The organism is Agromyces luteolus (genome assembly GCF_009729855.1).
In the GTDB taxonomy this organism is placed as follows: Bacteria; Actinomycetota; Actinomycetes; order Actinomycetales; family Microbacteriaceae; genus Agromyces; species Agromyces luteolus.
The window spans coordinates 311276-332032 of the sequence record NZ_WODA01000023.1; the positions used below are offsets into that span (position 1 = coordinate 311276).

17 protein-coding genes are annotated in these 20757 nt (G+C 73.5%); 7 read left to right on the forward strand and 10 right to left on the reverse strand.

Annotated elements, in window-relative coordinates:
* Nucleotides 1-45: 45 nt before the first annotated feature.
* The gene (locus GLX25_RS13415) at nucleotides 46-984 is read left to right on the forward strand and encodes a hypothetical protein (RefSeq protein WP_155842936.1); all 939 of its coding nucleotides are present in this window, start codon (nucleotides 46-48) and stop codon (nucleotides 982-984) included.
* A gap of 98 nt (nucleotides 985-1082) precedes the next feature.
* Here GLX25_RS13415 and GLX25_RS13420 read toward each other — a convergent pair whose 3' ends face one another.
* From GLX25_RS13420 to GLX25_RS13430, 3 genes are all read right to left on the reverse strand, one after another.
* On the reverse strand, nucleotides 1083-2525 hold the full coding sequence (locus GLX25_RS13420) for an HNH endonuclease signature motif containing protein (protein ID WP_155842937.1): 1443 nt from the start codon (nucleotides 2523-2525) through the stop codon (nucleotides 1083-1085).
* Between the two features lie 83 nt (nucleotides 2526-2608).
* Nucleotides 2609-3493 (reverse strand): hypothetical protein, encoded by an 885-nt coding sequence (locus GLX25_RS13425; protein WP_155842938.1) that lies wholly within the window; start codon nucleotides 3491-3493, stop codon nucleotides 2609-2611.
* A 195-nt stretch (nucleotides 3494-3688) separates the two neighbouring features.
* On the reverse strand, nucleotides 3689-6319 hold the full coding sequence (locus tag GLX25_RS13430; protein WP_155842939.1) for an MMPL family transporter: 2631 nt from the start codon (nucleotides 6317-6319) through the stop codon (nucleotides 3689-3691).
* 136 nt (nucleotides 6320-6455) lie between these two features.
* Between GLX25_RS13430 and GLX25_RS13435 the strand changes: the two genes are divergently transcribed.
* Together GLX25_RS13435 and ectB are read left to right on the forward strand one after the other, a co-directional pair.
* Entirely contained in the window at nucleotides 6456-7022 is a 567-nt protein-coding gene (locus GLX25_RS13435) for a TetR/AcrR family transcriptional regulator (protein ID WP_155842940.1), read from the forward strand.
* A gap of 106 nt (nucleotides 7023-7128) precedes the next feature.
* Nucleotides 7129-8403, forward strand: coding sequence for a diaminobutyrate--2-oxoglutarate transaminase (ectB, locus tag GLX25_RS13440; protein WP_155842941.1), 1275 nt, complete (start codon nucleotides 7129-7131; stop codon nucleotides 8401-8403).
* Nucleotides 8404-8428: 25 nt separating this feature from the next.
* Here the strand turns inward: ectB and GLX25_RS13445 are convergent, their stop codons facing one another.
* Nucleotides 8429-9124, reverse strand: a complete 696-nt coding sequence (locus GLX25_RS13445; protein ID WP_155842942.1) for a response regulator transcription factor — start codon at nucleotides 9122-9124, stop codon at nucleotides 8429-8431.
* Nucleotides 9117-11279 carry a sensor histidine kinase gene (locus GLX25_RS19410; protein WP_155842943.1) on the reverse strand — a complete coding sequence of 721 codons (2163 nt, stop codon included), beginning with the start codon at nucleotides 11277-11279 and terminating at the stop codon, nucleotides 9117-9119. Before GLX25_RS19410 ends, GLX25_RS13445 begins: the two co-directional genes overlap by 8 nt.
* Nucleotides 11280-11478: 199 nt before the next feature.
* Here GLX25_RS19410 and GLX25_RS13455 point away from each other — a divergent pair, with 199 nt between their 5' ends.
* Entirely contained in the window at nucleotides 11479-11964 is a 486-nt protein-coding gene (locus GLX25_RS13455) for a hypothetical protein (RefSeq protein WP_155842944.1), read from the forward strand.
* Nucleotides 11948-13456 carry a multicopper oxidase family protein gene (locus tag GLX25_RS13460; RefSeq protein ID WP_205719898.1) on the forward strand — a complete coding sequence of 503 codons (1509 nt, stop codon included), beginning with the start codon at nucleotides 11948-11950 and terminating at the stop codon, nucleotides 13454-13456. The genes GLX25_RS13455 and GLX25_RS13460 overlap by 17 nt, the downstream gene beginning before the upstream one ends.
* Nucleotides 13457-13553: 97 nt before the next feature.
* On the opposite strand, the gene GLX25_RS13465 is transcribed toward GLX25_RS13460, so the two are convergent.
* From GLX25_RS13465 to GLX25_RS13480, 4 genes are all read right to left on the reverse strand, one after another.
* Nucleotides 13554-14399 (reverse strand): alpha/beta hydrolase, encoded by an 846-nt coding sequence (locus GLX25_RS13465; RefSeq protein WP_155842945.1) that lies wholly within the window; start codon nucleotides 14397-14399, stop codon nucleotides 13554-13556.
* 33 nt (nucleotides 14400-14432) lie between these two features.
* Nucleotides 14433-15257 carry an alpha/beta fold hydrolase gene (locus GLX25_RS13470; protein WP_155842946.1) on the reverse strand — a complete coding sequence of 275 codons (825 nt, stop codon included), beginning with the start codon at nucleotides 15255-15257 and terminating at the stop codon, nucleotides 14433-14435.
* Nucleotides 15258-15365: 108 nt separating this feature from the next.
* Nucleotides 15366-18107, reverse strand: coding sequence for an AAA family ATPase (locus tag GLX25_RS13475; protein ID WP_166548810.1), 2742 nt, complete (start codon nucleotides 18105-18107; stop codon nucleotides 15366-15368).
* 74 nt (nucleotides 18108-18181) lie between these two features.
* The gene (locus tag GLX25_RS13480) at nucleotides 18182-19171 is read right to left on the reverse strand and encodes a DUF5937 family protein (RefSeq protein ID WP_155842947.1); all 990 of its coding nucleotides are present in this window, start codon (nucleotides 19169-19171) and stop codon (nucleotides 18182-18184) included.
* A gap of 193 nt (nucleotides 19172-19364) precedes the next feature.
* Here GLX25_RS13480 and GLX25_RS13485 point away from each other — a divergent pair, with 193 nt between their 5' ends.
* Both GLX25_RS13485 and GLX25_RS13490 read left to right on the forward strand, forming a co-directional pair.
* Nucleotides 19365-19757, forward strand: coding sequence for a cupin domain-containing protein (locus tag GLX25_RS13485; protein ID WP_155842948.1), 393 nt, complete (start codon nucleotides 19365-19367; stop codon nucleotides 19755-19757).
* Nucleotides 19758-19792: 35 nt separating this feature from the next.
* Nucleotides 19793-20083, forward strand: coding sequence for a DUF4287 domain-containing protein (locus GLX25_RS13490; protein WP_155842949.1), 291 nt, complete (start codon nucleotides 19793-19795; stop codon nucleotides 20081-20083).
* Between the two features lie 26 nt (nucleotides 20084-20109).
* Here GLX25_RS13490 and GLX25_RS13495 read toward each other — a convergent pair whose 3' ends face one another.
* Nucleotides 20110-20739, reverse strand: a complete 630-nt coding sequence (locus GLX25_RS13495; RefSeq protein WP_166548799.1) for a DUF2278 family protein — start codon at nucleotides 20737-20739, stop codon at nucleotides 20110-20112.
* Nucleotides 20740-20757: the final 18 nt, after the last annotated feature.

Sequence of the window (20757 nt, forward strand, 5' to 3'; positions counted from 1 at the left end):
TTCTTGCCAGACTGCACGCGAGCCCACCAGGCAGGGAGGCCGCCGATGCCGCGACGTGTCACCGACCGGAACTTCACCCGTGCGCAGTCGGCGCACTTCTTCGCGGTGCAGGCGAGGCGGTCGCCCGTGAACCGCTTCCACCACGAGCGCGAGCCGCTCGTGGAGTCCGCGATCCGCCCCGACCCCGACGTGCTCCATTCACATGCGGTCGTCGACGTGAGCGAACGCGCGACGGTGTCGCTCGCGCCATCCGACGAGTACCAGGCCGACGTGCTCGTCGACGAGGCGCACCACGTGCTCGCCGTCGTCGGTCCGGGCGAGTCGGTGACCGTGGCCGCTGCGGACCTCACGCGCGGCACGCACCTGTACGTGCTCGGGCGCACGAGCGTCGAGGGCGGACTCCCGCGTGCCAACGAGCTGCAGGACCTCCGGCGGATCGAGGCCGCCACGTCGTACCCGTATCGCGCGCGAGCGTACGACGCCGCGTCCCGCCGTGCCGTGGCCGCGAGCCTCGCGCGCCGCGCCGCGGAGGTCGACCTGACTCGGGCCTTCGGCTCGAAGCGCGACACGGATCGCGACGCCCACCTCGTCGGCACGGCGATCGGCTGGGGCAGCCTGCCGGCCGAGCACGGCGTGTACTTCGAGGCGGTGGCGACGAGCAGCGGATGCGAGATCTGGACGTTCGAGCCTCCGCCCGTCGATCCCGCCCGCGGCTCCTATTCGGTGCTGAAGTTCGACGACGCGGGTCGCCTCGATCCCGTCCTCGGCGGGTACCCCGGCCGCGACCTCGCCAGGAACGGCGACGGCAGCATCAGCATCCGGTTCGGCGGTCCGTCGTGCGCGGCGCATCCGAACGTGATCCCGGCCGCACCGGGCGAGCGCTTCCGCTACGCGATGCGGATCCGGCGTCCGCGAAGGGTCGATCACGCGCGCGCCTACGTCGCGGCGCTGCGCGCGCAGCGGCTGGAGACGGTGCCCGCCTGACGCGCGCGGCGCGCGGGCACGGGCAGGTAGCGCGGCGCGCGGGCACGGGCAGGTCGCGCGACGCGTGCGGTCGCGCAGGCGTGCGCAGCTCCCTCCGCTCACGCCGCCGGCGCAGCGTGCAGCCATGGCGGTTCGACGTCGTCGCCGATCTCGGCGCGGCCCGCCGTCGGCAGGACAGGTTCGGGCGACGGCGGTGCTTCCGGACCGGATCGATCGATCACGCCCGCCGGCGGTGGCGCGCCCACCCGCGAACTGCGCGGGACGGGATCGAACGGCACCTCGGGGTACGTCCGAAGCACGTGACCGGCGGGCGAGGCCCAGCGGATGACCCCTCCGGGCTCATTGACCATGCGCCATCCGCTCTCGTGCTTGAGTCGGTGGTGCGTGCGGCACAGGTGGGCGAGGTTGTCGGCATCGGTGCCGCCGCCGTGCGCCCAGGCGGTCGTGTGGTCGATGTCGGAACGGACGGCGCGGCGCGAGCACCCGGGGAAGCGGCAGCGGCCGTCGCGCACCCGCAGGTACCCGGCGAGGTCGGCGCCGACGCGGTACGAGGTGCGCCCGTACGACAGCGCGGCACCGGTCTCGGGGTCGACGAGCAGGCGGCGCACGCTCGGCGCATGCGCGGCGATGATCCGCGCGGTCTCGGCGTCGATCGGACCGTACCCGTCGAGTTCGGCCGGCTCGTCGGTCACGCCGAGCAGGCTGAGCACCGGAACGGTCACGGTCACGCGTGGAGCGATGCGTCGCGTCGCAGGTGCGGCATCGCCCTCGTCGAGGATGCCCGACATGAGCAGGTCGGCGGCGAGGTCGACGCAGCGTTGCGCGGACGTGCGTCGATCGCGCGACGTCTCGTTCGGCGCCCCGCGCCCTCGGTCGACGGATGCCGCGGCCAGCGAGTCGAGCCGGTCGACGATCGCGACCGCACGTTCGGCCTCCATGAAGAGGCTGAGCCACGCCATGCCGTCGGGCGCCGGATCGAGGTGCATGCGCCGTTCTTCGGCCGCGCGCCGGCGACGCGTCGCGAGCGGCTCGGGATGCAGCCTCTCGCGCAGCCGACGAACACGCCGCCGGAAGTCGCTGCTGGTCCGCTGCGCGGCGCCGTCGAGCGATCGCCGCTCGAGTTCGTCGGCCGAGTCGACCGGCAGGTCGCCCGTCAGTTCCAGCATCGACCGCACGTGCGGCACGCCGACCGTGCCGGCGGCGAGCGCGACCAGGGTGGCCGCCCGCGGACCCGCGAGCCGACCGGCGTCGGCCGCGAGCCGGCCCGCCGTCGCCTCGGGCGCGACGAGCACGGTCGCGAGTTCGGCGACGAACGACCGCGTCGCCATCTCGCGTTCGGCCGACCCGCTCGAGCCGGTCACGCCCTCGACCTCGGCATGGAGCCGACGCGCCGCCTCGACCGCGCGGTACTGCTGCGCCTGCGCCCAGCGGATCATCCGCTCGAGCGCGGCGACGTCGGCGAGCAGGTCGCCCAGCGCATCGCCGGCTGACGCGCCGACGGCGGCCGCGCGCTCGAGGGCGGCGGTCGGGGTCGGCGTCATGCGATCAGTCAAGCAGCACCCTCCGACATGCCCACGGCCCGCAAACCCCTGACCGCGGGAGGTTTCCGTGCGCCGTCAGGAGTTCACCCCGAGGGTCGCCCGGCGCCGAACGTCGCAAGCAGCTGCAGCCCGATCGCGCTCGTGACGAACCGCACCCGACGATCGCCGACGAGCTCGCCGACCCATCGGACCCGCCCGATGTCGACGATCTCCCGGAACTCGCCGCGCCCCCCGACGGCCACCCCGTACCCGACCCGCAGCCCGTCGTAGTACGACCCGTCGAGCGCCTCCCGGTCCACGCGAACGTCCGGGAACTCCCCCGCGATCGCCTCGGCGACCCGGTCGCCGAGCGCCGGCCGAGCGGGATCGGCGCGCACGATCGCCCGCGCGTCGCCGACGGGGAACCCGAACCGAGCGGATGCCGCGTCGATCACGCGACGGTGGACCGCGAGGTGCGCGACCACCGACCGGACCTCGAACGCGTCGGACGGTTCCGCACGCCCGGCGTCCGCGAGCGCGAACAGCCGGAAGTGGCGCGTGTGCCCGTGCCCCGGCGGCACCGGCTGCATCCGCAGCACCTGGTGCACGGTGCAGAGTCGCACGGGCTCGCCCGGCGCGGCGCGCACGCGCCGCGCGGCCTCGAGCGCGAGCACGTTGGTCGGGTCGGAGACGACCTCGACCGGCCGGATCGTCGACAGCACCCGATCCTGCGAGGTCGGCGCCATGACCGAGGAGGCGCCGAGCGGCGCGACCGGGGAGAGCAGCACCGCGTCGTACCCCGGCGCCGACTCGAGCGCGAGCGCATCGAGCGCGACGCTCGTGCGGAGGTCGACCGCGGACGCAGCGACGGTCGCGTCATCCGCCCACTGCGCGAGCAGGTCGACGGGGCGACGCCGCGCCGCCGCCTCGCGCGCCTCGGCGAGCAGGGCCCCCCGGCGGTCGTGCGGCCGGGCATCGTCGGCGGTCATCGTCCCACGATGGCGCGCCCCGGGGCGGCGGGCAAGCACGGACGAGGCGGACGCGACGGATGGGCGACCGCGGCCGCCCCGGTCCGGCCGACCCGGACCCGGACCCGGACCCGGGTCGACCCGCGGGCCCGTGAACGCACGCAGCGGATGCCGCGAGCGCGCGCCCGCGGCATCCGTCGCCGTGACCTGCCCCGACTACCGGGTCGGCTCGGGCTCGAGCTCGGCCGTGCGCGCGTCGTCGCCGGCGTCGGCGGGCGCGCCGGTCGCATCGGCCGATCCGCCCGGCTCCGCCCCGTGCACCGGGTGCGTCCGCTCGAGCGCGGCGCCCTCGACGTCCACGTTCGGCAGGATCCGGTCGAGCCACTTGGGCAGCCACCACGCGGACTCGCCGAGCAGGTGCATGACGGCGGGGATCAGCAGCATCCGCACGATGAACGCGTCGAAGAGCACGCCGATCGCGAGGCCGAAGCCGAGGGGCCGGACCATCGTCAGGTGCGAGAAGACGAACCCGCCGAACACCGAGACCATGATGATCGCGGCGGCCGTGACGACCGCGCGCCCGTTGCGCATGCCCGCGACGACCGCGGTACGGGCGGGCACGCCGTGCACCCACGCCTCGCGCATGCCCGACACGAGGAACAGCTGGTAGTCCATGGCGAGGCCGAACAGCACGCCCATGATGATGATCGGTGCGAAGTTCAGCACGGGGCCCGGGTCGTGCACGTCGAAGAGCGCGCCGAGCCAGCCCCACTGGAAGATCGCGACCACTGCGCCGAACGCGGCGAAGAGCGACAGCACGAAGCCCGCGGTCGCGATGAGCGGCACGAGGATCGAGCGGAACACCAGCACGAGGATGATGAGCGACAGGCCGACGACCAGCGCGAGGTAGACCGGCAGCACGCCCGCGAGCTTGGCGGAGATGTCGATGTTGCCGCTCGCCTGGCCCGCGACGCCGAGCTCGAGGTCGCCGTCGACGGCGGCCGCCTCACCGACGCCGACGCCCGCCTCGCCGGCGTCGAGCGGCGAGAGCGCGCGCAGGTCGTGCACGAGCTGCTCGGTCGACTCGCTCGAGGGGCCGTCGACCGGCACGACCTGGAAGGCGAGGAAGTCCCGGTCGTCGGAGACGCCGACCGGTGCGACCGCGACGACGCCGTCCTCCTCGAGCAGTCGCTCGGCGAGGTCGGCCTGCACGCCGACGACGTCGTCATCGGCGACCGAGGAGGGCAGCGCGACCGTGACGAGCAGGGGCCCGTTCTGGCCCGCGCCGAACGCGTCGGCGACGGCCGTGTAGGCGCGGTACTGGGTCGAGTCGGCCGCCTCCGACGAGCCGTCGGGGAGGCCCAGCCGCATGGAGAGCGCGGGAATCGCGACGATGAGGAGCGCGACGATCGCGAGTGCCGCGCGGAGCAGGGCGCGGCCCGTCTTCATGGGCTTCAGCTCGGGGCGCGCGTGCGCGTCGTGCCCGACCTGCGCCCGTGCGCGGCGGTTCAGCACGCGGATGCCGATGAGGCCGAGCAGTGCGGGCGTGAGCGTGACCGCGATGAGCACGGCGACGAGCACGCAGACCGCGCCGACGGTGCCCATGACGCCGAGGAACGGGATGCCGGTGACGTTCAGCGCGAGCAGCGCGACGAGGACCGTCGAGCCGGCGAACACGACGGCATTGCCCGAGGTGCCGTTCGCGAGCGCGATCGACTCGCGGAGGTCCATGCCCGCGAGGAGCTGCCGGCGGTGCCGGTTGATGATGAACAGCGCGTAGTCGATGCCGACCGCGAGCCCGAGCATGACGCCGAGCACGGGCGTGACCGACGACATGTCGACGACGCCCGAGAGCGCCATCGACCCCGCGACGCCGACGCCGACGCCCACGAGCGACGAGACGATGGGCAGCACCGCGGGCAGCAGGGTGCGGAACATGATGACGAGCACGAGGAGCGCGAGCACGACGCCCACGACCTCGCCGACGCCGATGAGCCCGTCGATGCTCGCCGCGATCTCGGTGGAGTAGTCGACCTGCACGCCGTCGATGCCGGCGCCGTCGAGTTCGGCCGCGACCTCGGCCTTGAGCTCGTCGGAGAGCGTGAACAGGTCGTCCTCGAACATGACCGCGCCGGTCGCGACGCTGCCGTCCTCCGAGACGGTGCGGATCTCGGATGCCGCGTCGACGAGCCGCTGCCCGTCCTCGAGCTGGGCGCGCTGCGCGGGCAGTTCCGCGGCACCCGCCTCGAGCTCGGCGCGCTGCGCGTCGAGCTGGGCTCGGCCCTGGTCGAGCTCGGCCTGCTGCGCCTCGAACTGGCCGGCGGCGAACGCGAACGTGCCGTCGGCCTGCGCCTGCGCGACGGCCGCATCGAGCTGCGCCTGGCCGGCGTCGAGCTGCTGCTCGGCGGCATCCAGCTGCGCGGTGCCGGCCTCGATCTGCGCCTCGGCGTCGTCCAGCTGCGCGGCGCCGTCGGCGAGCTGCTGCTCCTGGTCGGCGCGGTCGGATGCCGCGGCGAACGGGTCGACGACGTCCTCGACGCCGTCGAGCCCGGCGATCCCGTCGAGCAGGTCGCCGATCGCCGACTCCTGCGCGTCGGTGAAGGCCGATCCGTCCTCGGTCTGGAACACGACCGTGCCGGTCGCCCCACCGAGTCCGTCGAGCTCGTCGGTCAGCTGCTCGTTCACGCGCTCGGTCTCGGTACCGGGGATGCTCATGCTCGAGGTGAGCGTGCCGCCGAAGGCGAGGAACGCGCCGACCGCCATGGCGAGGGCCACGACCCATCCGACGACCACGGTCCACGACCGTCGTGCGGAGAACCGGCCGAGCCGGTAGAGGAGTTCTGCCATGCCGAAGCTGCCTTTCGGATCACGAGGTGGGCGGCGCACCATCGAGCCGGAACGAGGATAACCGACGAATGTCGGAATTCCGACATTCGTCGGCGAACTCGCAGGCACGGCCTCGGGCGGCTGGCAGAATCCCCCTATGGACGTCCGGGTCGAGCGCACGCGCCGCGCGCTGCAGCAGGCGCTCTTCGCGCTCGCGCGCGAGCATCCGCTCGAGGACGTCACGGTCGCCGACATCGTGACCCGGGCGGGCCTGAACCGCAGCAGCTTCTACCAGCACTACTCCGACAAGGAGACGCTGCTCGCCGACGCGCTCGACGCGGCCGCCGAGTCGGCGGGCGCCGACCTCCCCGAGCTCACCGAACCGCTCGCCGGCCCGCCGCAGGCCCTCTTCGACTACCTCGCGCACCTCGACGAGAACGCCGAGGTCTACCGCCGCGTGCTCGGCCCGCACGGATCGGCCGTCGTCATGGCCCGACTCAGGGGACGCATCGAGTCGATCGTGCAGGAGGGCATCACCAAGGCCGACACGCCCGCGTTCGACGGCCTCCCCCTCGACGTCGTCGGCGCCGGCATCGCCGGCTCGGCGCTCGGCGTGATCGAGGCGTGGCTGGCCCGCGATCCGCGCCCGCCGGTGGCGACGGCCGCCGACTGGGTGTGGCGCGTACTGCTCGGCCCGGGCGGATCCTGGCCGGCCCGTTCGTAGCGCGCCGGTCGTCCGCCGGTCAGGGCGGATGCCGCGTGCACGGGACTCCCGGACGGAGCACGTAGTCTCATCTCACCGTCCCTTCCTCGAGAGGAGTCGCCCTGCCATGAGCAGCGCCACCGCCCTGGATGTCTTCGACCGTCGCGAGTCCGAGGTTCGCGGGTACGTCCGCGCCTTCCCGACCGTCTTCGACCGGGCCTCCGGCTCGACGCTCGTCGACGCCGACGGCCGCGAGTACCTCGACTTCTTCGCCGGCGCGGGCGTGCTGAACTACGGGCACAACAACCCCGCGTTCACGGCCGCGCTCATCGAGTACCTCGAGCGCGGCGGCATCATCCACGGCCTCGACATGGCGACCTCGGCCAAGAAGGCGTTCATCGAGGCCTTCGAGCGCCTCGTGCTCGCGCCCCGCGGCCTCGACCACAAGCTCCAGTTCACCGGCCCGACCGGCGCGAACGCCGTCGAGGCGGCGCTCAAGGTCGCCCGGCAGGCGACCGGCCGCTCGAATGTCGTCGCGTTCACGAACGCGTTCCACGGCCTGAGCCTCGGCGGCCTCGCCGCCACCGGCAACAGCCACTACCGCGCCGCCGCCGGCGTCGGGCTCGACGACGTCGCGCGCCTGCCGTTCGACGGCTACCTCGGACCCGACGTCGACACGCTCGACCTGTTCGAGCGCATGCTCGACGACCCGGGCTCGGGGCTCGACCTGCCCGCAGCGGTCATCGTCGAGGCGGTGCAGGGCGAGGGCGGCATCAACGTCGCGAGTCCCGCCTGGCTTCAGCGCCTCCGCGCGATGACCGAGGCCCGCGGCATCCTGCTGATCCTCGACGAGATCCAGGCGGGCGTGGGCCGCACGGGCGCGTTCTTCGCGTTCGAGGAGTCGGGCATCGTGCCCGACATCGTGACGGTGTCGAAGTCGATCTCGGGATCCGGCCTGCCGATGTCGCTCGTCCTGCTCCGCCCCGAGGTGGATGTCTGGAAGCCCGGCGCGCACACCGGCACCTTCCGCGGCAACAACCTCGCGTTCGTGTCCGCGCGCGTCGCGCTCGAGACCTACTGGGCCGACGGGGCGTTCATGGATGGCGTCGCCGCGAAGTCGGCGCTGCTCCGCCGCGAGCTCGACGCGATCGCCGCCGAGCACGCCGAGCAGGGCTTCGTCGTCCGCGGCCGCGGCCTGTTCCAGGGCATCGCCTGCGACGGCGATCGCACCCTCGCCGGCCGCGTCTCGAAGGCCGCGTTCGAGCGCGGCCTCGTGATCGAGACCTCGGGCGCCCATGACGAGGTGCTGAAGTTCCTGCCCGCGCTGACGATCACCGAGGAGGAGCTCCGCCGCGGCCTCGCGATCGTGCGCGAGAGCCTCGCGGCGGTGCTCGCGGGCTGACGGCGAGGCCGGCCCGGCCCGCGGGCTACTCCGACGGTGCGGCCGCGCCCCCGCCGTCCTGCAGGAACGCCAGCACGGCCGCGACGCGGCGGTGCACGCCCGACTCGGGCAGCCGCAGCTTCGTGAAGATCGCGTTGACGTGCTTCTCGACGGTCGACGACGACAGGAACAGCGCCTGCTCGATGCCCGCGTTGGTGCGGCCGCGCGCCATCTCGCGCAGCACCTCGAGCTCGCGCGGCGACAGGGCCGCGAGCGGGCTCGACGCGGCCGCACTGCGGCGCCGCACGAGCGTGTCGACGATCTGCGGGTCGATGACCGAACCGCCCGCACGCACCTCGCGCAGGGCGTGCACGAGGTCCTCGAGGTCGCCGATGCGGTCCTTCAGCAGGTAGCCGAGACCCGCCGATCCGTCGGCGAACAGCGCCATCGCGTAGCTCTCGTCGGCGTGCTGCGAGAGCACGACCACGCCGGTCTCGGGCGAGGAGGCCCGGATGTCGTGCGCGGCCTCGATGCCCTCCATGTGATGGCTCGGCGGCATCCGGATGTCGGTGAGCACCGCGTCGGGAGACATCCGCCGCACCGCATCGCGGAGCTCCGTGCCGTTGCCGACCGACGCGACGACGTCGACCTCGCCCGAGTCCTCGAGGAGCCGTCGCACGCCCTCGCGAACGAGGTAGTTGTCCTCGGCGATGACCACGCGGAGCGTGCCGGCCTCATCCATCGGAGGCCCCAGCGCCCCGGGCGGTCACGGGCAGCTCGACGAGCACCCGGGTGCCGGACGGCTCGTTCGGACCGACGCGCACCGTGCCCCGGAGTGCGGCCACTCGGTCGCGGATGTTCGCGAGCCCGCCGTGCGACGCGCGCAGCACCGCCGCCGCCGCCGGCGTTCCGCCGCCCTCGCCCGTCGCCTCGTCGATCCCGCACCCGTCGTCGCTGATCGCGATGCGCAGCGTGCCGTTCCGACGCGTGAGGGCGACGCTCGCGTGCGTCGCGTGCGCGTGCTTGGCGGTGTTCGCGAGCGCCTCGCGCACCACGTAGTACGCCGTGGTCTCCACGTCGTCGGGGAAACGCTCGGCCCGCATCGCGGCATCCGCCTCGACCTCGAGCGGGATCGGGAACCGCGCCACGCCCGACTCGACCGCGGCGACGAGGCCGTTGTCGCTGAGCACCGGCGGGTGGATGCCGCGGGCGAGCTCCCGCAGGTCGGTGAGCGTCGCACGGGCCTGGTCCTGCAGTTCCGCGAGTTCGGCCGCGGTCAGCTCGCCGCGCTGCAGCCGGTTGCGCGCGAGCCGGAGGCCGGCGATCTGCGCGACCACGTCCTGCTGGATGCCGTCGTGCAGGTCGCGTTCGAGCCGGCGACGCTCGTCGTCCTGCGCCGCCACGAGCCGCTCGCGCGACGCGGTGAGCTCGTCGAGCTGCGCGGCGAGCTGCGCCGTCAGACGCAGGGTGGCGACGGATGCCGCGGCCTGGCCGGCGACCGTGCGCAGCAGCGTCCGCTCGTCCTCCGAGTAGTCGCCGCGCCGGCGCGGTCCGACCTCGATGCGCCCGAGCACCTCGTCGCCGTGCACGAGGTCGCAGGTCTCGACCGGGCCCGCGGTGCCGGCGTCGAGTCGACCCGCGACGACGTCGGGCAGGACGCCGGCGAGGTCGTCGGCCACGGCGTCGGAGCTCCCGGCATCGGAGATCCCGGCGGCGCGCTCGTCGGCCGCGGCATCCGTCGCCGACGTGCGGATGCGCACCCACGACGCGTCGAGTCCGAGGCGCACCGCCTCGGCGAGCCGGGCCAGGAGTTCGTGCGGTTCGCCGGCGTGCTCGAGCTGCGTGCCGAGGTCGGCGAGCATCGCGAGTTGGCGATCGCGGTCGCCGAACAGGACGCGGTGGAGGCGGCGCTGCAGCCAGGTGCGCACCGGGAGCAGCGCGACCGCGACCGCGGTGGTGAGCAGGATCGCGGGAATCGCCCGGAGCGGCGGCGAGAGCAGCACGGCCGGCGTCGCGACCGCGGCGGCGTAGACCACCGTGATGAGCAGGTTCGACGAGCGAGCGACGAGTCGTCCGCGGTCGCCCGGCGCGATCTCGAACGCGCCGTACCGGAAGATCCCGTGGATCGCGGCGACCGGGAGCGCGATGAGCGAGGCGTAGACGAGCAGTTCGACGCCCGGCAGGCCGGGAACGAAGGTCCAGAGGCCGAAGGCGACCATCGCGACCGCGATGGTGACAGCCATCACGCGGGTGCGGGCCCGCACCTCCGGGGCGCCGAACAGCGCCCGCGTGCCGAGCACGGCGAGCCCGAGCGCCACGGCGACCCCCGCCTGGACCGACGCGACCAGCACCACGGGGGCCGCCCACTCGAGCCACGGCACGGCGTACGGGTTCGGGATCCCCTCGCCGCTGATGCCGATGTACGGCGACATCACGACGTGCGGCGTCGTGACGAGGGTGAGCACTCCCGCCAGGGCCGGCAGCCACAGCAGGGGCATCACCGCGCGCTGCCACCGCCGCTCCGGAACGCCGTCGGGGAAGGTGGCGAACACCACGAGGAACGCCGCCGTCGCCAGCCCGTCGGCCGTCAGTCCGAGCACGTTGAAGAGCGGGAACCAGGGCTCGGCGAGGATCTCCGCGTTCCGCTGCACGAACGTCTCGTACGCCGAACCCGCGAGCAGCGCCGTCGCGGCGAGCGCGATGAACACCGCCGTGCGCGACGACGACACCGTCAGCAGCCACATCCCGAAGACGAAGAGGGGCAGGATGCCGAGCAGCGGCCAGCCGAGGCCGTGATCGACGTTCGCCTCGACGACCCCGCGCACGACGACGACGTACACGAGGGACGCGACGCCGATCGGGCCGAGTACGGCCAGGCACACCCACCTGCGCTCCACGACTCCATGGTCCTCCTGTCGGCGCATCCGCGGGAGGGGGTCCTCCGCGTCCGCCCTTGGAGGCTGTCCCCCACCCGCTCTGCGGGCGGCCGCCACGCGACCTCCGGTTCCCCGCGATCCGGCGCGCGGCCCGCGCGACGACCCTGTCCTTCGAGCGGATGCCGCGACCGGGCGGCCCGCGGAGAACAGGGAGTGAACCATGCAGAAGCTCTACACCGGCCTCGCCTGGACCGTCGCGGGCGCCGTCGTCGTGCAGGCCGCCGCGATCGCCTTCGCGTTCGGCGGCATGCTGAACCTCGTCTCGGAGGGCGGCGTCGTCGACAAGGCGCTGCTCGAGAGCTTCCAGGCCGCAGGGGTCGGCGAGGTCGGCTTCCTGATCCACGGCCTGGTCGGCGGCATCGTCATCCCGCTCGTCGCGCTCGTGCTGCTCGTGGTCTCGTTCCTCGTCCGCGTGCGCGGCGCGAAGCTGTGGGCGGCGATCACGTTCGGGCTCGTCGCGCTGCAGGTCACGCTCGGGTTCTCGATCACCGACGTGCCCTACCTCGGGCTCATCCACGGCGCGAACGCGCTCGCGGTCGTCGCCGCCGCGTCGATCGCGGCCCTGCGCGTGCGACGCGGCCGCCCGGCCTCCGCCGCCGACGCGCCGGCCGCCGAGGGGGCGGCCTCGGATGCCGTCGCGGCGTGACCTCCTGCGGTGCGGCGTCGTCGCCGTCGCGGTCGTGACCGCGCTCGGCGCCGGCGCGCTCGCGTGGAGTTCCACGCTGCTCGGCGAGTACTCCGTGATGGACATGGGCGCCGGAGGCCACGGCGAGAGTGCCCACGCACACGGCACCGCGGCATTCGGAGCCGGATCGGCGCTCGGAACCCGCGGCGGGGTCGACGTGACGGAGCTCGTGGCGGAACCCGACCGCCCGGCCGACGTGCACGTCGACCTCATCGCGCGCGCCGAGACCATCGAGGTCGACGGCGGGCGCCCCGTCGAGGGCTTCACCGTGAACGGCACCTCACCCGGCCCCGAGATCAGGGCGACCCAGGGCGACCTCGTCGAGGTGACGCTCGAGAACGAGTCGGTGGCCGCCGGCGCGACGCTGCACTGGCACGGCATCGACGTGCCGAACGCCGCAGACGGCGTCGCGGGCATCACGCAGGACGCGGTGCCCGTCGGCGGCCGCTTCACGTACCGCTTCGTCGCGGAGGACGCGGGCACCTACTGGTACCACTCCCACCAGGTCTCGCACGACCAGGTCGTCCGCGGCCTCCTCGGCGCGATCGTGGTCGACCCGGCCGACCCGGCGGATGCGGCCCCGGCCGACGCCGACGTCACCGCGCTGCTGCACGTCTACGGCGGGCAGCACACGCTGAACGGCAGCGCCGAGGACGAGCGCATCGCCGCCGAGCCGGGCTCGACCGTGCGCGTGCGGGTGATCAACACCGACTCCGGCACGGCGGCCGTCTGGGCGTCGTCGCCGTTCCGCGTCGTCGCGATCGACGGCCGCGAGGTGAACGGGCCGACCGACGTCGACGGCGAGCGCCTGCTGGTCCCGGCCGGTGGGCGAGCGGATGTCGCGGTCACGGCGCCGCCCGACGGCAGCGTGCTGCGCCTGCGTACGGGCGGTGCCCGGAGCCTGCTGATCGGCGACCCGTCGGCCCCCGAGCCATCCGCCCCGCAACCGTCGGAGACCCTCGACCTGCTCGACTACGGAACGCCCGACCCGGGTGCGATCGACTTCGACCCCACCGCGCCCGACCGCAGCTACGAGTACGCCATCGGCCGCCGGCCCGGCCTCATCGACGGACGCCCGGGCTACTTCTGGACGATCAACGGCAAGCTGTTCCCCGACGTGCCGATGTTCGAGGTCGCCGAGGGCGACGTGGTCGCGATGCGGATCCGCAACGACTCGGGCGAGGTGCACCCGATGCACCTGCACGGGCACCACGTCGTCGTGCTCACGCGCGACGGGGTCGCGGCATCGGGCAGCCCGTGGATCGTCGACTCGCTCGACGTGCACCCCGGCGAGGGCTACGACATCGCGTTCGTCGCCGACAACCCCGGCATCTGGAGCGACCACTGCCACACCCTGCAGCACGCGGTCGACGGCCTCATCGCGCACGTGATGTACGAGGGCGTGACGACGCCGTTCACCATCGGGCCGGAGTCGGGCAACCGGCCGGACTGACGAGGCCAGGAATCGGAACGTCGAGACGTCGCGGATGGCGGGTGCGTCCCGCCATCCGCGACGTCTCGATGGGTGCTGCGGACCTGCCCCGGCGGGCCTACGCCGTGGCGACCGTGGCCGGGCGCGCGTGCGCGAGCGCCCACTCGAGCGCGTGGTCGGCGACCTCCTCCCAGCCGGGCTCCGCGCAGATCCAGTGCGAGCGGCCGGGGAACTCGACGTACTCGGTGACGGCCGGCGACTTGGCGTAGTGCTTCGCGTTCGACTTGTTCACGGCCGGGGGCATGATGTGGTCCTTCTCGCCGCCGATGAACAGCAGCGGGGCGCGGTCCTTCGCGTAATCGACCCAGGTCTCCTGCATGCCGGGCTTGAAGTTGGCGATCAGGCCGTAGGCCCACACCCAGTTCCCGGGCGCCGCGATCGCGTACTTCTCCCACACCGCGTCGGAGTCTTCGCGCGAGAGCGTGTTCGCGAACGCGTAGTGGAACTCCTCGGGCGTGAAGCCGACCGCCTTGTGCCGGTTGGCCGGGTTCTTCAGGGCCGGGAACAGCGACTTCACCTGCGACAGCGGTGTCACGCGGACGCCCTCCGTCGGCGCGGAGTCCACGACGACGGCCGAGGCGCCCAGGCCCCGTGCGAGCAGGAGCTGCGTGAGCGTGCCGCCGAAGGAGTGCCCGATGATGATCGGCGGCTTCGGCAGCGCCTCGATGACGCCGGCGAGGTGGTCGACGGTCTCGGGGACCGTGAGCTTCGCGATGACGTCGGGGTTCTCGCGAAGCGCCTCGACCTCGATCTCGAAGCCGGGGTAGGCGGGCGTGATCACGGTGAAGCCCTTCGCCTCGAAGTGCGACTTCCACCCTTCCCAGCTGCGCGGCGTCATCCAGAGGCCGTGCACGAGCACGACGGTGTCGGGCGCGGCGGGGTCGGGGATGGTCTGGTCGGTCATGGTCGGTGTCCTTCCGTTGCGGTCGTCGGGTCGTCAGGAATCGATGAACGCGAGCAGGTCGGCGTGCAGCCGGTCGCGTTCGGTGTCGGGGAGGCCGTGCGCGCCCTCCTCGTAGACGATAAGCGTCGCGCCGTCGACCATCTCGGCCGAGCGCTTCCCGCCGACCTCGAACGGCACGATCTGGTCGTCGTCGCCGTGGATCACGAGGGTCGGCACGTCGACCTTCGCGAGGTCGTCGCGGAAGTCGGTCGCCGAGAACGCGGCGATGCACTCGTAGGCGGCGCGGTGCCCGCACCCCATCGACTGCAGCCAGAACGCGTCGCGCGTGCCCTGCGAGACGTCGTTGTTGCGGTTGTGGCCGAAGAACGGCCCGTCTGCGAGGTCGCGGTAGAGCTGGGCGCGATCGGATGCCTCGCCCGCGCGGATGCCGTCGAACACGTCGATCGGCAGGCCCTCCGGGTTGTCGTCGGTGCGGAGCATGAGCGGCGGCACGGCCGAGACGAGCACGAGCTTCGCGACTCGCGCGCTGCCGTGGCGGCCGAGGTAGTGCAGGATCTCGCCGCCGCCCGTGGAGTGGCCGACGAGCGCGAGGTCGTTCAGGTCGAGGTGGTCGACGAGGCACGCGAGGTCGTCGGCGTACGTGTCCATCTCGTTGCCGTGCCAGGTCCGGCTGGACCGGCCGTGCCCGCGGCGGTCGTGCGCGATGGCGCGGTGGCCGTGCTCGGCGAGGAACCGGGCGGCGGCGGCCCAGGCATCCGAGTTCAGCGGCCAGCCGTGGCTGAGGAGCACCGGGGTGCCCTCGGTCCCCCAGTCGGTGTAGAAGATCTCGGCGCCGTCATCGGCGGTGACGTACGGCATGGCGGCCTCCCGGGTGGCATCGGGCTCGCGGCGGCGAGCGAGCGGATGCCTCGATGCTCCCGCCGGGGCGCACCCGACCGAACCACGTGGGGCTCGTAGTCGTGACGGTCAGTCCGTGGGCAACCGCTCGGCGAGCTGCCGGCGTGAGGTGACGCCGAGCTTCCGGAACACCTTCCGCAGGTGGTAGTCGACCGTGTTCGCGCTGATGAAGAGCGTCGCGCCGATCTCGGCGTTGGTCCGACCCTCGGCCGCCATGCGGGCGACCGTCTCCTCCTGCGGGGTGAGCGCCTCGGCTGCGGAGCCGCCGGGTTCGCGGTGCGGCACGTGCTCGCCCGTCGCCTCCAGTTCGCGACGCGCCCGCGCCGCGAAAGCCGGGGCGGCGATGCGCGTGAAGAGGTCGAGCGCGAGGCGCAGCTGCTCGCGCGCCTCGCGACGGCGCTTCATCCGACGCAGCCACTCGCCGTAGACCAGGTGGGCGCGGCCCAGGTCGGCACGTGCCGCGGACCTGGTGAGATGCTCGATCGCCGCACGGTAGTGGCGCTCGCTGTCGTCGTCGCCGGCGAGCAGCGCCGCGCTGCGTTCGGCGACGCCGAGGATCCAGGGCGTGCGGCTCTCCGAGGCGAAGAGCTGCAGGCGCGCGAGGGCGGGACGCACCGCCTCTGGCCGACCGGCCCGCGCGCCCGCCTCGACGTATTCGGGGAGCTGCTGGTACGTGACCTGCAGGAAGGCCCGCTCGACCATCGGCTCGAATCGATGGAAGGCGTCGCGGTACCGACCGTCGGCGATCTCCCGGATGCCGAGGCCGGTCATCGCGAGGGTCCAGACGCCGCCGAACCCCGCGGCGAGCGCCTGCTCCGCCACCTGCTCGACGACCTCGTAGGGGGCACCCGACCACGCGAGGTACGAGACGTTCACCACCTGCTCGCCGTCGTAGCCGATCGCATGCCGCAGGTCCCGCACCTGGGCCGTGTACTGCGCGGACGCCGCAGGCCCGGAATGCAGGAGCTCGAGCAGGCTGAGCAGCCAGAGCGTCGTGTCGAGCACCTGGATCGCGCCGGCGTCGCGCGCCGCGGCCGCGGTGCGCTCGAGCAGCCGGACGCAGGTCTCCACGTCCCAGAGCCCCATGGTGAGGGCGACGCCGAAGTTGCCGAACTCGAGCAGTTCGGCGTCGTCGGCGGCCACGAGCAGGTCGACCGCCCTGCGCATGATCGGCACGGCCTCGGGGTACGGCAGGAGAATGTGGGCGCCGATGGCGCGGAGGGCGATCGCGCGCGGGCCGTCGACGAGGTCGGCGCCCTCGGTCACGCGGCGCCCGAGGTCGGGCAGGGTGACGTCGCGTGCCGCCCACTCGGCCGTCAGGAGGACCTCGAACGCCGCGAGGAGTGCGCGCTGCTCGAGATCCGGGACGAGGCCGTGGAAGAGCTCCGCGGCGCGGAGCATGGTCGCCGAGGCGGTGAGGACGCCCTCGGCGTCGCCGAGGAACAGCGCCATCCCGACGCGGAGCATGAGCAGGCGGCCCTGGCTGACGGGGTCGAGACGCGCCACGTCGATACGGCCGACGAGCTCGGCCGCGAGCTGCGCGGCACCTGCGGCGGTGGCGGTCTCGGCGGCGGCGAGCAGCCTGAGGTCCCGGCCGGGACCGTCGGGCGTCAGCTCGGCCGCGCGAGCGAGGAGCCGTGCGCGCGACACCAGGCCGCCGCGGCCACCGGCGGCGTCGGCCGCCCGCTCCATCCGGGCCGCGACGTCGGCGTCGGGACCGACCGTGGCGGATGCCGCGTGCCACGCGCCGAGGTCGTCGCGACCGTGATCGACCATCAGGGTGCTCAGCACCTCGTGCACCCGACGCCGGTCGACGGCCGGCATGCCGTGATACGCCGCCAGCCTCACGAGCGGATGGCGGAACCGGACCGTGTCGTGCACCGAGACGAGGTCGGACCGCTCGGCGGCCGACGAGGCATCCGGCGGCAGCCCGAGCCCGACCGCGGCGGCGTCGATGACGGTCCGGTCGCCGGTCGACTCGGCCGCCGCCGTGAGCAGCCAGAGCCGGGTCGGTTCGGGCAGTTCGGCGAGGCGCTCCCGGTAGTGCGTCTCCAGTCGCTCGCCGATGGGCAGCGGCTCCTCCGACAGCGACGACGCGATCAGCTCACGGGCCGTCAGCTCGTGCGCGAGGTCGACGAGCGCGAGCGGGTTGCCGCCGGTCTCCTCGGCGATCCGCACGGCGAGGTACGGGTCGATGGATTCGTCTGCGGAGCGCGTGAGCAGCTGGACGGCGTCGAGGGCGGCGAGGCCGCCGAGTCGCAGCGTGGACACGCCGGCGATCCGCGTCTCCGGGAGTTCGTCGGCGCGCGCCGCGAGGAGGACCGCGACGCGCTCGGCCTGCAGGCGTCGGGCGACGAAGGCGATCACGTCGAGCGACTCGGGATCGAGGAGGTGGCCGTCGTCGATCACGCAGGCGAGCGGTGCGTCCTCCCCCGCCGCGGCGAGCAGCGAGAGCACGCCGAGCCCGACGAGGAAACGGTCGGGTGGATTCCCGCGGTCGAGGCCGGCGGCGATCCGGAGCGCCTCGGCCTGCCGCGTCGGGATCGAGGCGAGGTGCTCCGCGAGCGGCGCCGTGAGCCGCTGCAGCGCGGCGAAGGGCATCGCCGCCTCGGCCTCGTAGCCGTCGGCGCGCACGACGCGGAGGCCGCGCGCCGCGCCGACCGCCTCGTCGAGGATCGTGCTCTTGCCGATGCCCGGTTCGCCGCGGATGAGGAGGGCGCCGCCGTGCCCGTTGCGCGCGCCGCCCAGCAGCGCACCGAGCCGTTCGAGCTCGTCGGTGCGCCCGAGGATCGGGGGCGAGGGGGCGTCGATGCGGCATAACCTACCCGTCCGCCGACGGTGCGGATAGGGGTTACCCGCATCCCACGGGGAGCCGAGGGGATCGATCAGAGCGCCGCGCCGACGAGCGCCTCGCCGAGCGGCGTGCGCTGGTGCAGCATGCGCGAGCCGTCGCGGCGGCTCGCCACGAGACCCGCCTCGCGGAGCACCGTCAGGTGGTGGGAGGCGGTCGAGATCGCGAGGCCGGAGTCGGCAGCGACCTGCGAGGTGGTCCGGGCCTCGTGCGCGGCGAGCAGGATGCCGGCCCTCGCGGGCCCGAGCAGCGCTGCGAGCGCCTCGGCGAGCGCCGTGGCATCCGTCGCCCAGTTCTCGGTGACGCCCTGCGCCGGGTAGAAGAGGGTCGGCTGCGCCGGCGGCTCGGTGAGCACCATGCAGCGCCCGCCGCCGAGCACCGACGGCACGAGCACGATGCCCGAGCCCCGGCAGTCGAGCACCTCGGAGTGCTGGGTCAGCTCGACCCGCAGCGCTCCCTCGTGCCACTCGACGGTGTGGTGCAGGCCCGCGGCCATCGCCGCGATGCCGTCGGTCGCGATGCGGCGGGCGCGCACCGCGATGTCGGCGCGGAGGATGCGCTCGAGCTGAGGCCAGACGGGCTCGACGAGCGCCGCCCACAGCTCGAGCCAGGCGTCGGCGATCATGGCCCGGGCGCGCGGGAGGTCGTCGAGCATGCGCAGCACGGCCTGCTGCCGCGCGCCCGTGGAACGCACGACGACCTTGCCGAGGTCGACCCGCATGAGCTCGTCGGGCACCTCGCGGAGTCGCGCGGCCTCGTCGGCCGGCTCGAGGTCCCACGTCGGAGTGGTCGTGAAGAAGTCGGGGAAGTAGCCCGATTCGCGCACGAGCACGGCGAACAGCTCGAACGCGTCGCGGGGCACGCGGTCGCGCACGCTCCGCAGCCAGCCCCACTGCAGCGGATGCTCCGCCGGACGCTGCAGGACCCGGACCGCGTGGCACACCTCGTGGCCGGGCGAGACGCCGAAGCGGATCGCCGACACGTCGCCCGGCGCGAGCCGGAAGTCCACGTAGCGGCGTTCCATCCCCGCCCCCTTCCCCCGGCCAGCATCCCACGGCATGCCCCGATGTTTCGATGCAGATCGAAACAGTTCCCGAGCGGATGCCGCGGCGGGAGCCTTGCTCCGGACACCGCAACCCCGCCGGACGGCGCGGGCCCGCGGCATCCGGCATCGTCACCGTGTCTGTCACTGTCACCGACCACGAATCGAGGGACCCATGAACCCCGCCGAGATCACGCTCGCGCCGACCACGACGGCGCCGAGCGGCGACGTCATCGTGACGGCCGAGTCGCTGCGCATCGGCACGGGCCGCACGCGTCGGTTCGTCGGCCTCGACCACGGCGCCGGCATCTCCTACTTCTTCGTCGACAACGAGCCCGGCGAGGGACCGGGGCTGCACTGGCATCCGTACTCGGAGACCTGGGTCGTGCTCGAGGGCACGGCCGAGATCACCATGGGCGATCGCCGCCTGGTCGCCACGACGGGCGACACCGCGACCGTGCCCGCCGGAGTGTGGCACCGCTTCGAGAACGTCGGCGACGGCCGGCTGAAGGTGCTCTGCATCCACGCATCCGCCGTCATCGTGCAGACCTGGGCCGACCAGGACTGAACCGACCCGACCCGCCATCACCAGAGGAGATCACCATGTCGTTCCAGGCCTACCTCGACAACATCGAGGCCAAGACCGGGCTCACACCGCGCCAGTTCGTCGCCCTCGCCGAGGAGCGGGGCTTCGGACCCGGCACCAAGGCCACCCCGATCGTGCAGTGGCTCGCCGAGGACTACGATCTCGGCCGCGGCCACGCGATGGCGCTCGTGCACGTCATCACGAAGGGCCCGCAGATCAGCGCGAAGCACGTCGACAGCGGCGGCACGCACAGCGACCCGACCGACGAGCTCTGGCTCGACGGCGCCGCGACGAACCCGCATCGGTAGCGCGGCGGGCGGTCGGGCGGGCCGGTTCAGATCGGATGCCCCTGGTCGTCGGTCCGGCCCGACTGCGTGCTGAACCGCGAGACGAACGCGTCGAAGTCGCCGTCGGGCCGCTCGACGATCACCGCGCCGTCCTGCCAGATGCCGTTCTCCGCCCACCACTGCGAGCCGGCCGGATCGCCCTGGTTCTGGTGCACGTTGTGCAGGCCGAGGCCGCCGTCGTCGAACGGCTCGCCCCAGACGAGCGTCCGACGCCCGACCACGAGGATCGATTCGAGCGCAGCGGATGCCTCGGCGAAGTCGCCGACCGTCCACGGCCGCCGTCGCGCTCCGAGAAGGATCGCGATGCACCCGGGATGCTCCGCGATCGCGGGATGCCGGATGAGGTCGATCGCGCCGGCCGCGCGGTTCCGCGGCAACTCGTGGTAGCCCGACGTCGCGTCGCCCGCGGGCGCGACCATGGACCGGCGGATGCGGAGCAGCTTCCAGTGCACGCCGATGTCGGACTTCTTGCTGTCGACGTCGACGGCCACCTTGAACGTCCCCGCGGGAGCGACGACGCGCAGGTTGACGTGGAACCAGCGCCCGATGTCGTCGGGCGGGTCCCGGAAGTGCTGGGACAGCGCGCCCGCGAGCACGCCGTAGGCCGGGAGCGGCACGGAGGTCACGCTACTCCC